This is a genomic window from Pseudomonas sp. 13B_3.2_Bac1, from assembly GCF_025466205.1.
Classification (GTDB): domain Bacteria; phylum Pseudomonadota; class Gammaproteobacteria; order Pseudomonadales; family Pseudomonadaceae; genus Aquipseudomonas; species Aquipseudomonas fluorescens_H.
Genome location: NZ_JANLOG010000009.1, coordinates 61,182 through 78,319 on the forward strand (window position 1 = coordinate 61,182; position 17,138 = coordinate 78,319).

Here is a 17,138-nt window from a genome sequence, read left to right on the forward strand (position 1 = left end):
CCATGAGCAAGCCCCTGATGTACCTGTTGGCCGGCAACGGCAGCGCCGCCGATTGGTGGGATGACGCGCTGCCGCACTTTCAGCGTTACGAGGTGGTGCCGCTGGAGCTGCCGGGCTTCGGCGCCAACCCGCAGCCGCCCTGCGAGGATCTGGCGGCTTACGCCCAGACCTTGTTGGCGATGACGCAAAAGGGCAGCGCGATCATGGCGGTCGGGGTCAACGCGTTGCTGGTGCTGCATGCGCTGCAACGTCGGCCGGGGCATTTTTCGCGTAGCGTTTTGTTGGCGCCGGTCGGTGCGTTTCTGTGGCAGCGGCGGTTGCCGGCGCTGATGTCGCCGCTGCCGATTCGCAAGACCATTCACTGGTTGCTCTCGAACAAACCCACGCTGTTCGCGCGCAAGTTCTCCAACCAGACCTGGACGCCCGCGCAGTACCAGCGCATGGGCGCCGGCTATGCGCGTTGCCGTGCGTTCGTGCCGCATTGGGACGTGATTCGCGCAGATACTGCGTTGCCGCTGCTGGAGTGGATCACCGATCCGATCGAGCTGGTCTGGGGCGATCAGGACGCTGTGCTCGGCATCGAGCAAGCGGCGGCGTGGTCGGCGATTCTCGCTCGCGCTGATCTGACTATCAGCCTCAAACCCGGTTGGGGCCATTACCCGTGGATCGACTCGCCCGCGCAGTTCGCACAGTGGCTGGAGTCGGGCGAGCGCGGGTTTGTTGCGCACACCAAGGGCGGGCGTTTGCGCCTGGCTGAACTGGCCCGGCAAGCGGTGCCGGCGGCGCTGACGCTCAACGATTGCAATGATCCGCGTCTGCCAACATTTCTCGCTGCCCAACCCGACGTGACCTGGGCGGTGCGCTCCTCCAGTTATGGCGAGGATCAGGCCGATTCGGCGAATGCCGGTTTGAGCACAACCTATCTGCGCGAGCCGCAAGCCAATGTGCCGAAACGCATCGCCGAACTCACGGCCGAAGGTGTCGAGGAAGTGGTGGTGCAGCGCTTCATCACCCCGGTAGTTTCCGGGATCGCGTTCGTGCGCCATCTCTCGGTAGAACTGGAATGGGTTGAAGGCCATCTCGAATCGTTGGCCGACGGTCACGTCAGCCCCTCACAAGCAACGCTTTCGCGACTCGGCGATGCGTGGCGTAGCGGCACGTTCACGCCGTCCCACGGCTTGACCGAAGACCTGCTGTGGCGCTTTCTGCAAGACGTGTTGCGCGTGTTCCACTACGTGCCCGGCGACGTCGAATGGGCCTGGGACGGCTCGCAACTCTGGCTGCTGCAATACCGGCCGATCAGCGACTACGGCTGGCGCCGGCACCTGACCGCCGCGAACATCGCCGAGATCCTCCCACCGCAACCGAGCGTGCTGGTGGAGTACGCCCAGCGCCGCGCGGCGGCGAGTATCCCGGCGATCATGGCGCGCTGGGATGCGCGGGTGTTGCAGGACAACGAGCCGTTCACTGCTGTGTTCGGCGGCGCGTCCTACATCAACAATGACCTGTTTCTTGCCCGGTTGGCCGACTGGGGCATCAGCGCCGATAACTACGCCGGTGAAGTTGGTGGTGCGACGCCGCATCTGCCGTGGCAACCGCTGAAGATGCTGCGTTCGTTGCCGCTGTTTTTGCGTATGCAACGCAAGGCTCGGGGCCATTTGCTGAACCTTGAAAACGGTTTGCAGCGCTTCGATCGGGAGCTGGCCGAACTGGTCGCCCAAAGTGCCAATGGCCAACAACTCGCGGACTGGTTCACCCGGTTCTACGTGTTCGTGGTGCAAGGCAATCTGTGCATCGCCACGACGCTGGCCAGCAGTGGCGGCGACTGGCTGGGCCGCCCGCCGACCGCGTACGACAATCTGGAAAACAGTCCGCATCGATTGCCGTGGGAGACCGACCCGGCCACCCCGCGACCCGCGTCGAGCGAACTGCCGCTACAGTCATTCCCGCAATGGTCCGGGCTGATCCGCCTCGCGCATTCGACCGGCCTGCCGGGCCTGCGTGGTTACTACCTGCAAGTGCGCGAGTGGTATCGCGACAATCTGATGCGCATCTTCTTCCGTCTGCACCACGCCATGCCCATGGCGGATCGCGAACATTGGTTCGCGCCGCACCCCGACATCCGTACTCGTGACGGGAGCTTCTGGCAGGACGGTCGCGAAGGTGCGGAGCGGGCGACCGGTTTCATGATTTATCCGGGGCAGGTGCAAGGCATTCTCGGCGAGGACATCTTGCTCGAAGACACTCTCGATCCGGGGCGGCATGCACACTATCAAGCGGCGCGGGCGGTGATTGCGCGTATGGGCGGGCGGTTGTCCCATGGTTCGACGTTGTTGCGCGAGTTGCGCAAGCCGTCGGCGGTGATGCCGCAGGTGGATCCGGCGTGGTTGGGGTGTGAGGTGTTGTATCGGGATGGAGAGTTGGAATTGATCAATTCGAAGGATATGAAGTGAATATTCGAGGCTTTCGAGGGTTTCTCTTCGGTTTGGTCGCGCTTGCACAAACGGACTATGTGGTTGCCGCAACGACCGTTCAAATCGGCAATGCCACGGGCCAATCGGCCATTGCCCAAGGCCCGGTCGAGACCGTTGTAGACATGCAATCGTGCCGGTTCTCCATGCCGCTGCTGCAGGATCAATGGCTGAAATTCGACGATTTCTATTCGGTATTTGTCGCGGCCGAACAACTGCCCAAACCGTCCAGGGCCCCTCGCTTGTGGCAAGCGCAGACGTCGAGTGGCGCTGACTGGCATTTCGAGAGCCACGGCAACCTCAGCCAACCGTGGTTCGGTTTGATGTGTGAAAACTCTGAGAACTTCTCGCTTCTGACCGACTGGAAGCCTCCGGGGGAGGACGCAATTGCGGTGCAGCTCCTGCGTGACGAGAACAACCGCAGGTGCCCGGCGACCCTTACCGATCAGGGCTGGGTGCCCAATTCGATGGCGGGTCATCCGGACAAATACACCTTTGAGCAATGGGGCGGGAAGAAGTCTTCGGGGTTCATCTTCGGTTTTCTCGACAAATCACGACAGCACATTACCCGCATCGCTTTTTGCCTGCTGCGAGGCAAAGACGTGCTGATCGGTTCGGCGGAATCGGGTTCATCCGCCCCGTTGGCGATCAGCAACGAAGGGTTCGAGCAAATTAAGACAGCGGTGCGCGGCATTGCCTTCGAATGAATATCCCCAAACAGCATTGCATCGATGGAGTTACAGCGTGAAAGGATTTTCGGTTCTTCTTGGCAGCTTGATATCGGCTGCCGCGTCCATGGCATTCGCGGCCGATCCAACCTTCAAGGATTACACCGTCACGCCAGTTTTCACCGGCCCCAACCATAAGCTGGTGCCGCAAGAAAACAGCAGCCCAATGATGGATCAGGCACGGGTGCAAGCCCTGAAAGGCAAGGTCAACTTCGCCGGCCATTACATCCTGCACAGGCTCGGTTGTGGCGGCAGCGCCATTTGCGGCGAAGTGCTGGACGCTCAGACTGGGGAAGTCGTTGGCGGTCTGCCCAATGCTTACGACGGCAGCACGTTCGGCATGGTTTACCAGCCCGGCAGTCGTTTGATCATCGTGTCCGGCATCACGCTCGACGGTGAAGAAGATGCGCAGGGGAATGCTTTGGAAAGTGGTAACCGGGATCGTTACTACGAGTTTGTGAACAATGAATTTCGACTGCTGAGCATGACCGACGTGGAATCGTCGCCGATGGATGAGGAGTGAGTGGATGAACCGGTTTTTCATTCGGTCGGTGCTGATTGCGCTTTCGCTTTTATCTCATTCACTGCCCGCGACTGCCAGCGAAGGGAGTTGCTACGGCTACCTTACTGAGCTTGTCAGGAGCAGCGATTTTCCGTTTCGTTATGTCGGCAAGGACAAGGTCAATTTGCTGATCGATGAGGATGACGGTGAAGTAGTGCGCGCTCAGCTGTTTTTCGACACCGACGGCACCGGCACGATTGGCTGGATCAAATACACCCCGGCTACCCACGAATTGCTCAACACCTCGGCCGAGTTGGATGAACCGGTGGCGTTGTCATTCGATGCCAAGTTTGCGGACGGCTATGCAAAGTGCCTGACAAAACAAAAGGCCGGCTAACGGCGAAAAGGATTAGCTATGGCCAGCCTTAAGTGGGTATTGATGATCGGCAGTTTGTTCAGCGCTGCCAATGTCTTTGCCGTTGACCCGCCAATAGTGGGAGCCGCCGGAAACACCGTTACGTTCCAGACAAAAAAATGGACATCGCCCGTCGTGGAATCTACGACCGCCTGGTTCACCGCGAATGGACAAACGTTCCCCTTGTTCCATGCCGGCATTGCTGCGCAGGCGTATCCTGACTGGCTCAGCCCTGACCAAAAATTTCTACTGGCGACTGCGGTGGAGTACGGCGTTGTCATAGGTGAGAACGGCGAGGAAATAGCGACATCACAGGGACATTGCGATGTGATCTCGATGGAAACCGGTTGCGTACTTGCTGAGACTTACGAACGGTTTTGTGAGGGTAAATGGGTGGGTAATCAATGGGTTTCTGAAGAGGGCGGGGTACTCAATCCTGTCTTGGAGACTAAGCCACCAAAGGACCTTCTGAAAAATTCTTCGAGTATTAAGCCTGCGCAGTCCCGAGCAGAGTCCATCGAATGGAGCCTGAGCTTTTTAAGCCCGGAATCCTATATGGCGTGTCATCCCCCGGCGCAAAATGTTCAGGCTTACAACGACCTCGGTTTTTATCTGGCCGAGGGCGGCAACGATGAGTTGGCAATGAAGTTTTATCGAGGCGTTGAAGCTGTCGGCAAACGCACAGTGCTGATGCTGAACATGGCTGATTCGCTGTGGCGACTTGATCGGCAAGAGGAAGCGCAGCGGTATTACCGCGAGTACCGCGACGCGATGAGTGCCGCCGGCAAAGCGCAGAAGATTTCGCAACGCGTCGTTGAGCGATCTGAAATTCAGGGAATGAAACAGTGAATATGTTCTTCCGCTTTATCGTGTTGAGCCTTGGGCTTTTATCCACTTCCTACGCATTTTCTACCCCGCAAGTCCTCAAGGAAATTCCTGCGAGTTTGCTGGGTGATGCATCACGGCAGAACGTATTCGTTCTGGCAGGAGACGCGGACGAGGCCTCTAACCGGTTGTTGATTGCGCCGGTACAGGCACGTGATGAGGACATATTGCTCGATACGTCGAAGGCGCTGCCTCTGATCAAGAGTCAGTACTCGTCTGCGCTTCAGGGTGTCTTCAGCGTCCATGTACTCAAAGGTCGCCCTGGCGTCATGACCGTCATTGATCCACAGGCTGAGGAAGCTGTGGTCAAGCAGCCGTTCGTTGAGGCTGGGGATTACATCGCGCTAGTAACCAGCGAAGAAGATAACGCGGTTTATAACTTCAACCTGTTGTTCGCCTTCAACAGAGGTTCAAAGCAGTTTGAGCTGAAAGCTCTCCTGGAAGTTGCGAACAACGACTCCTGTGACCGGTCGCTTGTCAGCGTAGTGGAGTTGCCGGTGCAGACATTGGGCCCCATCACTCTCGCTTCTTTCGATGGGCGTGAAGCGCTGCAGAAGCTGCAGGTTGCTCGTACTGGCAGTATTAAGGGCGTGAGAAAGAAATTGATGACCGTCGATTCGGCTGATTTGCTGGATATGGCGCTGGCAGCCTACCGAAAGGGTGATGACTCTTCCTTCAAGGATACGATGAGCTACGCGTTGATGGGCGGCGGCTCGCATGACACTTGTCCCCCGGAAAGCTATATCGTCGCAAAGTACTACTACCCGCAGCGTCCCGGCTGGTCCAACGACCTTGGGTTTTTACTGGGCGAGGCGGGTTACTACGCTGAGTCGATTGAGTTGCTCAATGCAGTGATTGCCAACCACCCAAACAGGACGGTTGCTTACCTGAATCTCGCTGACAGTTATTGGGCCGTGAACGATAAAGAGCGGGCGGTGGCGGCATACAAGCAATACTCATCGCGAATGTCTGAAGCGGGGAAGGCTTCGAAGATCCCGGCGAGGGTGGGTGAGCGCCGCGCTTTGGCGCCCGAGGCGTGATCAACGCTCGTTGAGTTGCTGTAGATGTGTTTTCTGATACCTCATGAAACCGCTAAAGGAATGTTCGGTTTGAAATTTTTGCCTGCGTTTATTTCTGTGCTTCTTCTAATGCCACTGGCTGCGCACAGTGAAGTTTCTACACAGGTAAGGTGCTTCCGCTCGCTGGAAGGCAAAAATATCGATTTTGAATTCAGAACCTATTACGACGCGGCCGCCAAATGGAGCGGCGCAAGTGTCAGGTATAGCAAGTCGAAGAACGCCATTGCTCTGGTTCATCACCGAACCGAAGAATACGTCATGACGGAGGACGGCCCCTACGAATTCACGACGACTTGGGTGGAAGTTTCAGACGGTGCAGTGACGGGGCAGTATGTCATTGCAACGCAAGGTGCTCGGGTGAACTCGATGCGTTACACGAATTACAAATCCGGCAAACAGTATTCGTTCGATGAAGACTTCAGCATCGAGGCCTCTCCAGAGACGGGTTGTCAGTGGGGATAAAGTCTTGAAGAAAGGGGACCTAACGTCCCCTTTTTCATCCACAAATCTCGTTACGGCGTAACCAATCTCACCCCGTCCTGCCGATGAACGATGGCGTAAGTGGGCTGAGGCTAAAGGGCCGTGAATTGCTCGGTCCAGATAATCAATGTCAGGGTATTTCTGTTGATGTTCAAAAGCCTTCAAACGCCGCTACGCTCTCGAGCTTGAAAATTGCCAGTGGTTGTCCATGTCCAAGAATCGAGGGAACGGGTATCGCTACCAGATCTGGCGATCTGAGGCGCGTAAGGCAGCGGAAGCCCTGGCGCGCGAGAACCAGAACCTCATAACCAGAGGTATTGATACAACTCAAATTCGATATGAGCCCATTACTCTTGCTGCCATCGAAGCCGCCGATCTGTGGGGGGATGAGGCTACGCTATACCCATGGCATGACGTGCATCAATGGAAGCAGGCTGACATCCGAGGCTTTGATGTCTCGCTTTGGTTCGACCGGGAATTATGTGGGTTGTGTTATGCCTCACCTCGCAAGAGCAAGCTGTGCATCAAGATTGTGATTCTGGAGGGCAAGCCGGACAGATCTCATCCGTTGCGAGGCACCGTGGCTGCTTTGGCGCTAACCGCGATTGAAAACTACGCGATCTTAATAGGTTGTACGGAAATTGAAGTTCAAGAACCAGCCGCCGCTGCTATACCGTTGTATGAGAGTTTAGGGTTTGGCTTTGATCCGACGGGCCGGCTTGTTATTGGGGTTGAGCGGTAATACTATCCAGTCAAATTTCGAGACCCGAGAGGTTTCCATGAAAAAGTCCAAACATGAACCCAAGCCTATGATGGCTGCCCGGTTCCAGGCCGAAGCTCGTGAGGTTTTGGCCAAACGTTCCGGTAAGCGCAGCCGCTTTCTGGATGTCGCACTGTCCAAAGGCAGTGATTTCGAGCCTGTCGGTCGACTGGCCGGCTGAAGGTTTCGGATTCTCGAAAAAGCTGCCTGATTGGCAGTTTTTTTGTGTCTGGATTTTTTACCGATAGGTGCAGAAAGGGGACTTAACGTCCCCTTTTTTCATCCGTAAATCCCGCTACGACTTGGCTGCCAGGTTCCGCACTTCAATGTGGTCGAGCGTCCCTTCCACCATCAATCGCACCCCATCCGCCATTCTGCTCAGGGCCAGTGCAACCGAGCGGCGGGAGCCGTGGAGGTCGTCGGCGAGGTCGCAGGCGATGGCGCTGATGGACAGGAGGTCTTCGGAGGCGTTGGCCATCAGGGCTTCGGCGTCGGTGCCGGGGGTGAGGCTGAAGAGGCCGGTTTCGCGTTTGGGTTGGGATTCGGTGCGCGGTTTGAAATGGTGGTCGAGGGCGCGTTCGGCGGCTTCGTGGAATTTCTTGGATTCCAGCGATTCGTAGGGCGATATGTCTGGGGTTTCGGGGGGATTGGGTGTTGGTTTGATCATGGTGCAGCTTCCTGGAGTTGTGAGGCCGACACCTATTCGCTTTGCACTTCGAAAGAGGTGGCAGCTGTGCGTTGGTGTGCAAGACCGGTCCAGGTGGCCGGCAGACCCGAAGGTCTCCGACGCACAGCCGCCATAACGATCCGCGAGCATAGGAAAACGCTCGGCGAAATGCCATCAACGAATGTGCACCTGAACCGGACTTGCACGTCCGAGTCGCCGATTTGGCGGCGACACACAGAGGCTATCGACGAACTGCCAACCTGCCTAGTTCATAGGTATCCCGGCACTTTGCAGGAAATTTCCCATAGGTTTGCAGGCCCGAAGATCAAAAGATCGCAGCCTTCGGCAGCTCCTACAGGGATGTGTTTCAACAGGTGTAGGAAGTGGAGTGCTGAGGCGTGACTTGGCAGTCATCGTGCGGGAAATGGTCTGCATCATCTTCCATTAGAGGCAGATAGTGGCGTTATCGTCTGAATCCCTTACACTGCCCCGGCCGTTCATTTTCCTTTTGAGGCTGTGCGCATGAAATTTCGTTTTCTTCTGTGGATGATGGGTTTGTTGATGGGTAAGGCCAGCCGGACAAATCCTGCGTTCCAGCAGCAGTTGGGTGACAAGGATCTGGTGTTTCAGCTGCAGACGCTGGACGGGAAAGTGGCGCGGCATTTCGTGGTGAAGAATCAGCGCGTTACCAGCAAGTCTGGGGTGGTGGCGGAGCCGGCGTTTGCGATTGCGTTCAAGGATGCGGGTTATGCCTTTGCCACGATGCAGGCGAAGAACAAGCAACTGGCGTTTATGCAGGGGATTCAGGACAAGTCGATCCAGCTGAAGGGGAATCCGGCGCTGGTGATGTGGTTTCAGGGATTGATGAAGTATTTGAAGCCGAGGAAGGCCAAGCCTAAGGCTTGAGCCGAGTCTTGATCAGAAGAGCTTTTGTGGCGAGGGAGCTTGCTCCCGCTGGGCTGCGGAGCGGCCCTAAACCCTGAGGCCTTGTTGTGTCAGGCATATTTTGTTGGCTGGTTTTGCGACTGCTGCGCAGTCGAGCGGGAGCAAGCTCCCTCGCCACAAGAGTTTGCTGAGCCAGTTGGAGCGAGGTGGATTCTTCGCGAGCAAGCTCGCTCCCACAGGAGGTCACCGAAACCTTGTGGGAGCGAGCTTGCTCGCGAAGTTTTTAAGCCTGGCTGAATTGCGAAGCCAGTTCGCGCAGCAGGACTTCTGCCTCAAGCACTTTGCTGACCACGTCGTTGGCTTTGTCGCGGCTCAGGCCGACGCGTTCGAGCAGGGCGTCGGGGATGTCTTCGTCGGGGCCGGAGCCGATGCCGCGGCTGCGCAGCAGGCGTACGGCCAGGCAGACGAGGTTCGGGTATTCGGCGTAGGCGCCGTCGTAGCTCGGGTCGTGCTGGAAGCGCAGGGCGGTGGCCAGTTCATCGGGCATGTCCCAGTAGCGCATCAGCCACGAGCCGATCTGTTCGCGGCTGATACCCAGCAGGTGCTGCTCGATGTAGCTGTGGCACAGGTGCGGGTTGACCTCCAGGTGACGGCAGATCAGCGAGAAGTGCGGCGGGAACACGTGGGCCAGCAGCAGGTAACCGAAGTTGTGCAGCAGACCGGCTAGATACGTCAGGCCGGCTTCCGGGCGCTGAGCGCGGGGCATGGCGCGGGTCAGGCCTTCGATGACGGCGGCGGTGTAGATCGACTGCTGCCAGTAAGGCGTGGTGTGTTGCGGGTGGTCTTTCGGCAGGCTCAGGGTCTTGCCGAGGGCCAGGCCCAGGGCGAGGTTGATCACCAGATCGAAACCGAGCACGCGAACGATCGCGTCTTCCACGGAACGGATTTTGCCCGGCGACGCGTAGTACGGCGATGCGGCCCAGCTCACCACTTGTGCAGCCAGCGCCGGGTCGGTTTCGACCACGCCGGTGATGTCATCGATGGTGGCGTTGGGGTCGACGCGCAACTTGATAATTTTTTGCGCCGTCTCGGCCAGCGGGGGAATCTCGATGGTCGCTTCCAGACGCTGCTGAATCCGGCGTGCAGTGAACGCCTGCACGGCCTGGGTGATTTCCTCGCGGTCATCGTCCGGGCGGTCGAGGTTCGGGCGGATGCTGCTCAGGGCTTCGCCGAAATTGGCGGCGCTGGCCTTGGTCAGCATGCTCTTGAAGTCTTCGCTGGCGATTTCCAGCAGCAGGCCCGGCTCGCCGGAGTTGATCAGCAGCTTCGGTTCGCGCAGCAGGCTTTCTTCGTAGAGACACGGCGAGCTGGTCAGCGCCGGCAGGCCCGGCAGCAGGCTCAGGCTATGTTTGCCGAGCATCTTTTCCAGGCGCTCGGTGGACACGGCGGTCAGACGTCGGCCAGTGAGTTCGGCGAGGCGATTGAGGTCGAGCAACTGGCTCTGCGGAAACAGCACCATCAGCGCGCCCACAGCATCGTCCAGCAATACGGCTTGTACCTTGCGCGAAGCATTGAGGCCGTGGTGGTCGAGCACTTCTTCGTAAGCGATGCCCAGCTTGCCCAGCAGCAGCCGAATGACGGACGGAGCGTGCGGGAGTTCGGGGGCGAGAGCGGCTTCGGTCATGGTGTGTATCCGTTTTTGAAACAATGGCAGGAGTATAACCAGCTCTGTAGGAACGATCCTGCACAAACTGCGACGGTGCTCACACTTGGCCGTATTGCTGCCCGTGGCGCAACCAGCGGTCGAGCAATGGGCTGACGTGAGTCGGCCAGCGCTCTAGCAAAGCTTGCGCGGCATCGCGTACGGCGGGCAGCAGGTCGGCGTCGCGCATCAGGTCGGCGACCTTGAATTGCAGCAGACCGGTTTGACGCGTGCCGAGCATTTCGCCGGGGCCACGCAGTTCGAGGTCTTTTTCGGCGATGACAAAACCGTCGTTGGTCTCGCGCATGATGCCCAGGCGCTGGCGGCCGATCTGCGACAGCGGCGGATGGTAGAGCAGCACGCAATGGCTGACCGCGCTGCCCCGGCCAACGCGGCCACGCAACTGGTGCAATTGTGCAAGGCCGAGGCGCTCGGGGTTTTCAATGATCATCAGGCTGGCGTTGGGCACGTCGACGCCGACTTCGATCACGGTGGTGGCGACCAGCAGTTGCAGGTTGCCGGCCTTGAATTCGGCCATGACCGCCGCTTTTTCGGCGGGCTTCATGCGCCCGTGGATCAGCCCGACTTTCAGCTCGCCGAGGGCGGCGGTGAGGTCTTCGAACGTGGTTTCGGCGGCCTGACAGGTCAGCTCTTCCGATTCTTCGATCAGGGTGCACACCCAATAGGCCTGACGCCCTTCGGCGCAGGCGCTGCGCACCCGTTCGATGACTTCGACGCGACGGGTGTCGGTGACCAGCACGGTGTTGACCGGAGTGCGACCGGGCGGCAGTTCGTCGAGGATCGAGGTGTCGAGGTCGGCGTAGGCGCTCATCGCCAGGGTGCGTGGAATTGGTGTGGCGGTCATGATCAGTTGATGCGGGCACATGCGCCCGCCGACGCCTTTCTGCCGCAGCGCCAGACGCTGCTGCACGCCGAAACGGTGTTGTTCGTCGATGATCACCAGTGCCAGATTTTTGAACTGCACTTCGTCCTGAAACAGCGCGTGGGTGCCGACCACCATCGGCGTGCCGCTGGCGATCTGTTCCAGCGCGGTGACGCGATTCTTGCCCTTGAGCTTGCCGGCCAGCCACGCGACTTCAATGCCCAGCGGTTCGAGCCAGCGCTTGAAAGTGATGAAGTGTTGCTCGGCAAGGATCTCGGTCGGCGCCATCAGTGCGACCTGATAACCGGCCTCCAGTGCTTGCAGCGCCGCGAGGGCGGCGACCACGGTTTTGCCCGCACCAACGTCGCCCTGAATCAGCCGCAGCATCGGTTCATGCTGGCTGAGGTCGTAGGCGATTTCGTTGCCGACGCGTTGCTGGGCGCCGGTCGGGTTGAAGCCGAGGTTGGCCAGGTATTTCGGCGGCAGTTTTTTCGCCTTCGGCATCGCTGGCGCGCGCAGTGAACGCATGCTTTCGCGCAGACGTTGTTGCGACAGTTGATGGGTCAGCAGCTCTTCGAAGGCCAGCCGATGCTGGGCCCAGTGATGACCGAGGGCCAGCTCATCGACATCGGCGTCGGCGGGCGGGTTGTGCAGGTAGCGGATCGCATCGGCCAGCGGCGCCAGTTGGTAGTCGCGGGCCAGTTCGGTCGGCAGCCAGTCGGGCAGGGTATTTGGCTTGAGCAGCGTCAGGGTCTGCATGCACAACTGGCGCAGGCGCTGTTGGGTCAGGCCTTCGGTGAGCGGGTAGACCGGGGTCAGGGTTTCATCCACGGGCGGCGGTTCGTCACCGGTGATGGCGCGGTATTCCGGGTGGTAGATTTCCAGCCCCGAAGCGCCGGGCCGTACTTCGCCGTAGCAGCGAATCCGCGTGCCGCGCTTGAGGCCTTCTTTCTGCGCGTTGCTGAAATGGTAGAAGCGCAGGCTCAGCCCGCCGGTGCCATCCTGCATGCGCACCACCAGGCTGCGGCGCCGGCCCATGACCACGTCGGCACCGCTGACGGTGCCTTCGACCACGGCGTCCTGGCCCGGTCGCAAGTGGCCGATCGGCACCACGCGGGTGCGATCCTGATAACGCAGCGGCAGGTGAAACAGCACGTCCTGGAGATTCTCCAGGCCGACCTTGGCCAGCTTCTCGGCCATGGCTTCGCCGACACCCTTGAGTGCCGTCACTGACACTTGCGACAGCTCGGTCATGACCCTGGCTTAACCGGCCGTGACCGGTGCGGCGGGCTTGGCCACCGAGCACAGGCGAACGGAGTCGGCTAGGATTTCGATGGCTTTCGGCCGTGGGAAGCTCGCGCGCCAGGCAATCGCCACGGTGCGGAACGGCACCGGCGCCGACAGTGGACGTACTTCGATCACGCCCGGGGCGTAGTGGTGGCTGTCCACCGCCGACAGCGGCAGGATCGAGATGCCCAGACCGGACGCAACCATGTGGCGGATGGTTTCCAGCGAGCTGGATTCCACCGTGGTGTGCTTGGCGCCATCGTTGCCCTTGGTCAGGGTCGGGCAGGCCTCAAGCACCTGGTCGCGGAAGCAGTGGCCTTCGCCGAGCAGCAGCAGGCTCTTGTCGTTGAGCAGGGCAGCGTCGATGGATTCCTTTTGCGTCCACGGGTGCTGGGCCGGCATCAAGACGTAGAACGGCTCGTCGTACAGCGGCAGGGTCAGCACGTCGGCTTCGTTGAACGGCAGGGCGATGATGATCGCGTCGAGTTCGCCGTTGCGCAGTTTGTCGCGCAGCACGTGGGTGAAATTTTCTTCGATGTACAACGGCATCTGCGGGGCGACCCGGTGCAGTTGTGGAATCAGGTGGGGGAACAGGTACGGGCCGACGGTGTAGATCGCGCCGACTTTCAGCGGGGCGGTCAGCTGGTTCTTGCCGGCCTGGGCCAGTTCACGGATGCCTTGGGCCTGCTCCAGGACTTTCTGCGCCTGGGCGACGATGCCTTCGCCGACCGGGGTCAGGCGCACGGCGCTTTTACTGCGCTCGAAAATCAGCACACCGAGTTCGTCTTCAAGTTTTTTCACGCCCACCGACAGGGTCGGCTGACTGACGTGGCAACGCTCGGCGGCGTGGCCGAAGTGCTGCTCTTGGGCGAGGGTAACGATGTAGCGTAATTCTGTGAGAGTCATAGCAAGCGTCCATGAAGTTGCGGGCCAAGCATAACGGCTGCAATCGATAGACGCACGTTATCAGACTGAGTGAGGAATGCGACACCGGGCAATGTGAGTTTGCCGTTGCCAGATAGGCAAAAGGCACCTTTCGGTGCCTTCTCGATCCCACTGTCGATACATAACCCCTGTGGGAGCGGGCTTGCTCGCGAATGCGGTGTGTCAGAACCATTGATGTCGACTGACACGACGCTTTCGCGAGCAAGCCCGCTCCCACATTGGATCAGCGGCGTCTCTCGAGGGAGTACACAAACGGCGCGACAATTTCGATCGAGCCGTTGGTCAACATGTCCGCCGGTGGCTTGGGCAGCGGTTGGGCGCGGCGGATCATTTCCAGGGTGGCCCGGTCCAGATCAGCATTGCCGGAGCGGCCCACCAGTTCGAACGACAGCACATTACCTTCGGCATCCACCACGAAACGCAGACGGTTCAGGCCTTCCTTGCCCCGTGCCTGTGCGCTTTGCGGGTACTTTTTGTACTTGGCCAAGTGCGCGAGCAGGGTGCCTTGCCAACTGGCCTTGGCGGCCAATTGTGCGGGCGACGGGCCCGGTGCCGGCTGGGCGGATTTCTCCGTCGGTGCCTGGGTCGGTTGCGTGTCGGCCGGTTTTTCCTCGGAAGGTTTTTCCTTCACGGGTTCCGGTTTTTTCTCGACCGGTTTGGGTGGCTGCGGTTTCGGCTTTGGCTTGGGTTTCGGCTTCGGTACGGCAATCTCGGCCTTGGGTGCTTCAGCCAGTTTCGGAATCGGCAGCTCTTCAACCGGAGCCGGTGGCTGCGGCGGTGTGACGACTTTCGGCGGAGCAGGCGGTGGCGGGGCCGGAACCGGTGCCAGCTCGACCACCATTGCCTGCGGCGGCAGTTCGATGGGCGGGCGGGCGGTCCAGTTCAGCGCCAGCGCGATGGCCAGCGCGTGAACGCCCAGCACCACGGCCAGGCTACCGCTGTAACGCGTCAGCTTATGGCGCGTCGTGATCATTTCTTGGCTGCGCTCTCGAGGCCCACCAGACCGACCTTCAGGTAACCGGCCGAGCGCAATTTATCCATCACGCTCATCAAGTCGCCGTAGTCCACGCCCTTGTCGGCCTGGAAGAAGATGGTGGTGTCTTTCTTGCCCTGGGTCTTGGCGTCGAGGACGGCACCGAGGGTTTCGGCGTTGACTTCGTCGTCGCCGATGTACAGACGCTGATCAGCTTTTACGCTGAGGAACACCGGTTTCTCCGGGCGCGGCGCCGGTTTGGCGGTCGAGGCCGGCAGGTCGACTTTGATGTCCACGGTGGCCAGCGGCGCGGCCACCATGAAGATGATCAGCAGTACCAGCATCACGTCGATGAACGGCGTGACGTTGATTTCGTGGTTCTCGGCCAGATCGTCGTCTGCGCCTTCTTTCAAATGCAGGCCCATGGCCGATTACCCCACTTTCACCATGTGTGGTTGCGAGCTGCTGCGCTCAGGCTGGTGATCGAGGTCACGGCTGACCAGCAGCAGAACCTGCGCCGAAGCGTCGGACACCTGCGCCTTGTAGCCGGCGATGGAGCGGGCGAACACGTTGTAGATGACCACCGCAGGAATCGCAGCAACCAGACCCAGAGCGGTCGCGAGCAGCGCTTCGGCAATGCCCGGCGCCACGACGGCGAGGTTGGTGGTCTGGGTCTTAGCGATGCCGATGAAGCTGTTCATGATGCCCCACACGGTACCGAACAGGCCGACGAACGGCGCGGTGGAACCGATGGTGGCGAGGACGCCGGTGCCGCTGCTCATGTTACGGCCACAGGCAGCGACCAGACGCTCAAGACGGAAGCTGACGCGCTCCTTGATGCCCTCTTTCTCGCGGCTGTTGACCGACAGGCGCATCTCTTCGAGCGCGTCGTGCACCAGCAGGTTGGCCAGGGTGCCTTCTTTAGCTGCGGTGGCGCTGGCTTCCTTGAGGGTCGCGGCTTTCTTCAGCGCAGCGATTTCACCCCGCAGACGACGCTTGGCGCCCATCAGCTCGAAGCCTTTGGCGATCCAGATGGTCCAGGTGATGATGGAAGCGATGGCCAGACCGATCATCACGATTTTCACGATGATGTCGGCGTTCTGGTACATGCCCCAGGGCGACAGGTCGTGCGCCATGCCCAGGGTGTTGTCAGGTTCGAGCACTTCAGGCGCGTCTGCTGCGCTGGCGTCTACAGCCTGTACCGGGTCGGTGGCGGCTGGCGCGGCGGCAGCAGGGGCGTGCTGTTCGGTGGCAGCCGGAGCGGCTGGCGCTTGTGCGTCAGCGAAAGCAGCGGTCGGTGCCAGCATCAGGCTGAGCAGCAGGGCCGCCACCGCGCTGAAGGCGCGAGGTCGTTTGGTTGGCGAAGCGGGGATTTGATTACGTGTCATGCTGGCCGGACCTGAGGTAGAAAAACGGTGATGCTCTTCCAGGCCTCGTGAGGCCGAGAACAAAAGTGGGGTGCATTATTGCAAGTAATTCTTGTTAACAAAAGTAATAGAGTTTCTTTTTTTCCTTCATTGCTAGCCGTTCGTCCTTTGCGAGGGCTAGTCTGTTCCTTTCGTTTGGGAGTTTTTTGATGTCTGCGCCTTCTGTTTTGATTGCCGGTTGTGGTGACGTCGGCAGTCGTCTGGCTACGCAATTGTTGGCCGCCGGCTGGGAGGTGCATGGTCTGCGCCGTGATGTTTCGCGTTTGCCGGACGGCGTCATCGGCGTGGCCGGTGACTTGTTCAAGGAAGATTGCCCAGAGACCTGGCCGGTCGGGGCGGTGGATTACCTGGTGTATTGCGCAGCGGCAACCGATCACGATGAGGCCGGTTATCGTGCGGCTTACGTGCAGGGTTTGCAGAACGTGCTGAGCTGGCTGGACGACTATGGGCAGACCCCTGAGCGGCTGCTGTTCGTTTCCAGCAGCAGTGTGTACGGGCAGCAGGAAGGGGAGTGGGTCGACGAGAACTCAGAGACTGTCGCCAGCGGCTATTCCGGGCGACTGATGCTTGAGGCCGAGCAAGTGGCGCTGAACAGCGGCATCCCGGCGAGCATTGTGCGTCTGACCGGCATTTACGGCCCGGGTCGTGAATGGCTGTTGACCCAGGTGCGTCGCGGTTATCGGGTGGCGGTCGAGCCGCCGCTGTACGGCAATCGCATTCACGCCGATGACGCGGCAGGTCTGATGGCGTTTCTGCTGGAGGCGGCTCATCAGGGCAAGCCGTTGCAGGATGTTTATATCGGTGTGGACGATGCGCCCGCACCCTTGGCCGAAGTGGTTGCCTGGCTGCGCGAGTATCTGGGGGTTACCGATTGGGCGGAAGACGCCAGCGTACGTCGCACCGGCAGCAAGCGCTGCAGCAATGCCCGGGCGAAGGCGCTGGGCTGGACGCCGAAGTATCCGAGTTACCGCGAAGGCTATGCGGCGATTCTTGAAGGCAAATGCTGACCTTCTAACGCCACAAACCACTGTGGGAGCGGGCTTGCTCGC

At 59.8% G+C, this 17,138-nt stretch carries 18 protein-coding genes; 11 read left to right on the forward strand and 7 right to left on the reverse strand.

Translation table 11 applies throughout. The features are described 5' to 3' along the window. Positions 1 to 2: 2 nt before the first annotated feature. The 9 genes from NTD85_RS01355 to NTD85_RS01395 all read left to right on the forward strand — a co-directional run bounded on the left by NTD85_RS01355 (position 3) and on the right by NTD85_RS01395 (position 7,501). On the forward strand, positions 3 to 2,453 hold the full coding sequence (locus NTD85_RS01355; protein ID WP_262141242.1) for an alpha/beta fold hydrolase: 2,451 nt from the start codon (positions 3 to 5) through the stop codon (positions 2,451 to 2,453). After that, on the forward strand, positions 2,450 to 3,178 hold the full coding sequence (locus NTD85_RS01360; RefSeq protein WP_262141243.1) for a hypothetical protein: 729 nt from the start codon (positions 2,450 to 2,452) through the stop codon (positions 3,176 to 3,178). Before NTD85_RS01355 ends, NTD85_RS01360 begins: the two co-directional genes overlap by 4 nt. Before the next feature lie 88 nt (positions 3,179 to 3,266). Then, a complete protein-coding gene (locus NTD85_RS01365) occupies positions 3,267 to 3,722 on the forward strand; it encodes a hypothetical protein (protein ID WP_262141250.1) in 456 nt (151 codons plus the stop codon). A 4-nt stretch (positions 3,723 to 3,726) separates the two neighbouring features. Beyond that, positions 3,727 to 4,098, forward strand: coding sequence for a hypothetical protein (locus NTD85_RS01370; protein WP_186620178.1), 372 nt, complete (start codon positions 3,727 to 3,729; stop codon positions 4,096 to 4,098). 18 nt (positions 4,099 to 4,116) lie between these two features. Further along, positions 4,117 to 4,965: a tetratricopeptide repeat protein gene (locus tag NTD85_RS01375; protein WP_262141244.1), complete on the forward strand. Its 849-nt coding sequence runs from the start codon at positions 4,117 to 4,119 to the stop codon at positions 4,963 to 4,965. Positions 4,966 to 4,967: 2 nt separating this feature from the next. After that, on the forward strand, positions 4,968 to 6,041 hold the full coding sequence (locus NTD85_RS01380; protein ID WP_262141251.1) for a tetratricopeptide repeat protein: 1,074 nt from the start codon (positions 4,968 to 4,970) through the stop codon (positions 6,039 to 6,041). A 60-nt stretch (positions 6,042 to 6,101) separates the two neighbouring features. Beyond that, positions 6,102 to 6,542, forward strand: coding sequence for a hypothetical protein (locus tag NTD85_RS01385; RefSeq protein WP_102356290.1), 441 nt, complete (start codon positions 6,102 to 6,104; stop codon positions 6,540 to 6,542). A 226-nt stretch (positions 6,543 to 6,768) separates the two neighbouring features. Continuing rightward, positions 6,769 to 7,302 carry an N-acetyltransferase gene (locus tag NTD85_RS01390; protein ID WP_262141245.1) on the forward strand — a complete coding sequence of 178 codons (534 nt, stop codon included), beginning with the start codon at positions 6,769 to 6,771 and terminating at the stop codon, positions 7,300 to 7,302. A 37-nt stretch (positions 7,303 to 7,339) separates the two neighbouring features. Next, positions 7,340 to 7,501, forward strand: a complete 162-nt coding sequence (locus tag NTD85_RS01395) for a hypothetical protein (RefSeq protein ID WP_177434699.1) — start codon at positions 7,340 to 7,342, stop codon at positions 7,499 to 7,501. Between the two features lie 114 nt (positions 7,502 to 7,615). Here the strand turns inward: NTD85_RS01395 and NTD85_RS01400 are convergent, their stop codons facing one another. Beyond that, on the reverse strand, positions 7,616 to 7,987 hold the full coding sequence (locus NTD85_RS01400) for a DUF6124 family protein (RefSeq protein ID WP_027610398.1): 372 nt from the start codon (positions 7,985 to 7,987) through the stop codon (positions 7,616 to 7,618). A gap of 522 nt (positions 7,988 to 8,509) precedes the next feature. Here NTD85_RS01400 and NTD85_RS01405 point away from each other — a divergent pair. Further along, a complete protein-coding gene (locus tag NTD85_RS01405; protein WP_003229522.1) occupies positions 8,510 to 8,893 on the forward strand; it encodes a helicase in 384 nt (127 codons plus the stop codon). Positions 8,894 to 9,155: 262 nt separating this feature from the next. Here NTD85_RS01405 and NTD85_RS01410 read toward each other — a convergent pair whose 3' ends face one another. The 6 genes from NTD85_RS01410 to exbB form a co-directional block, all read right to left on the reverse strand. Further along, positions 9,156 to 10,556 (reverse strand): aminoacyl-tRNA deacylase and HDOD domain-containing protein, encoded by a 1,401-nt coding sequence (locus NTD85_RS01410; protein WP_262141246.1) that lies wholly within the window; start codon positions 10,554 to 10,556, stop codon positions 9,156 to 9,158. Positions 10,557 to 10,635: 79 nt separating this feature from the next. Then, a complete protein-coding gene (recG, locus tag NTD85_RS01415) occupies positions 10,636 to 12,711 on the reverse strand; it encodes an ATP-dependent DNA helicase RecG (RefSeq protein ID WP_003229518.1) in 2,076 nt (691 codons plus the stop codon). A gap of 9 nt (positions 12,712 to 12,720) precedes the next feature. After that, on the reverse strand, positions 12,721 to 13,650 hold the full coding sequence (locus NTD85_RS01420) for a hydrogen peroxide-inducible genes activator (RefSeq protein ID WP_027610401.1): 930 nt from the start codon (positions 13,648 to 13,650) through the stop codon (positions 12,721 to 12,723). 262 nt (positions 13,651 to 13,912) lie between these two features. After that, the gene (locus NTD85_RS01425; RefSeq protein ID WP_103483728.1) at positions 13,913 to 14,662 is read right to left on the reverse strand and encodes an energy transducer TonB; all 750 of its coding nucleotides are present in this window, start codon (positions 14,660 to 14,662) and stop codon (positions 13,913 to 13,915) included. Beyond that, the gene (exbD, locus tag NTD85_RS01430; protein ID WP_103483727.1) at positions 14,659 to 15,087 is read right to left on the reverse strand and encodes a TonB system transport protein ExbD; all 429 of its coding nucleotides are present in this window, start codon (positions 15,085 to 15,087) and stop codon (positions 14,659 to 14,661) included. The genes NTD85_RS01425 and exbD overlap by 4 nt, the downstream gene beginning before the upstream one ends. A 6-nt stretch (positions 15,088 to 15,093) precedes the next feature. Next, positions 15,094 to 16,050 carry a tonB-system energizer ExbB gene (gene exbB / locus NTD85_RS01435; protein ID WP_201136239.1) on the reverse strand — a complete coding sequence of 319 codons (957 nt, stop codon included), beginning with the start codon at positions 16,048 to 16,050 and terminating at the stop codon, positions 15,094 to 15,096. 188 nt (positions 16,051 to 16,238) lie between these two features. Between exbB and NTD85_RS01440 the strand changes: the two genes are divergently transcribed. Next, complete coding sequence (locus tag NTD85_RS01440; protein WP_262141247.1) at positions 16,239 to 17,096, forward strand: SDR family oxidoreductase; 858 nt, start codon at positions 16,239 to 16,241, stop codon at positions 17,094 to 17,096. Positions 17,097 to 17,138 lie beyond the last annotated feature (42 nt).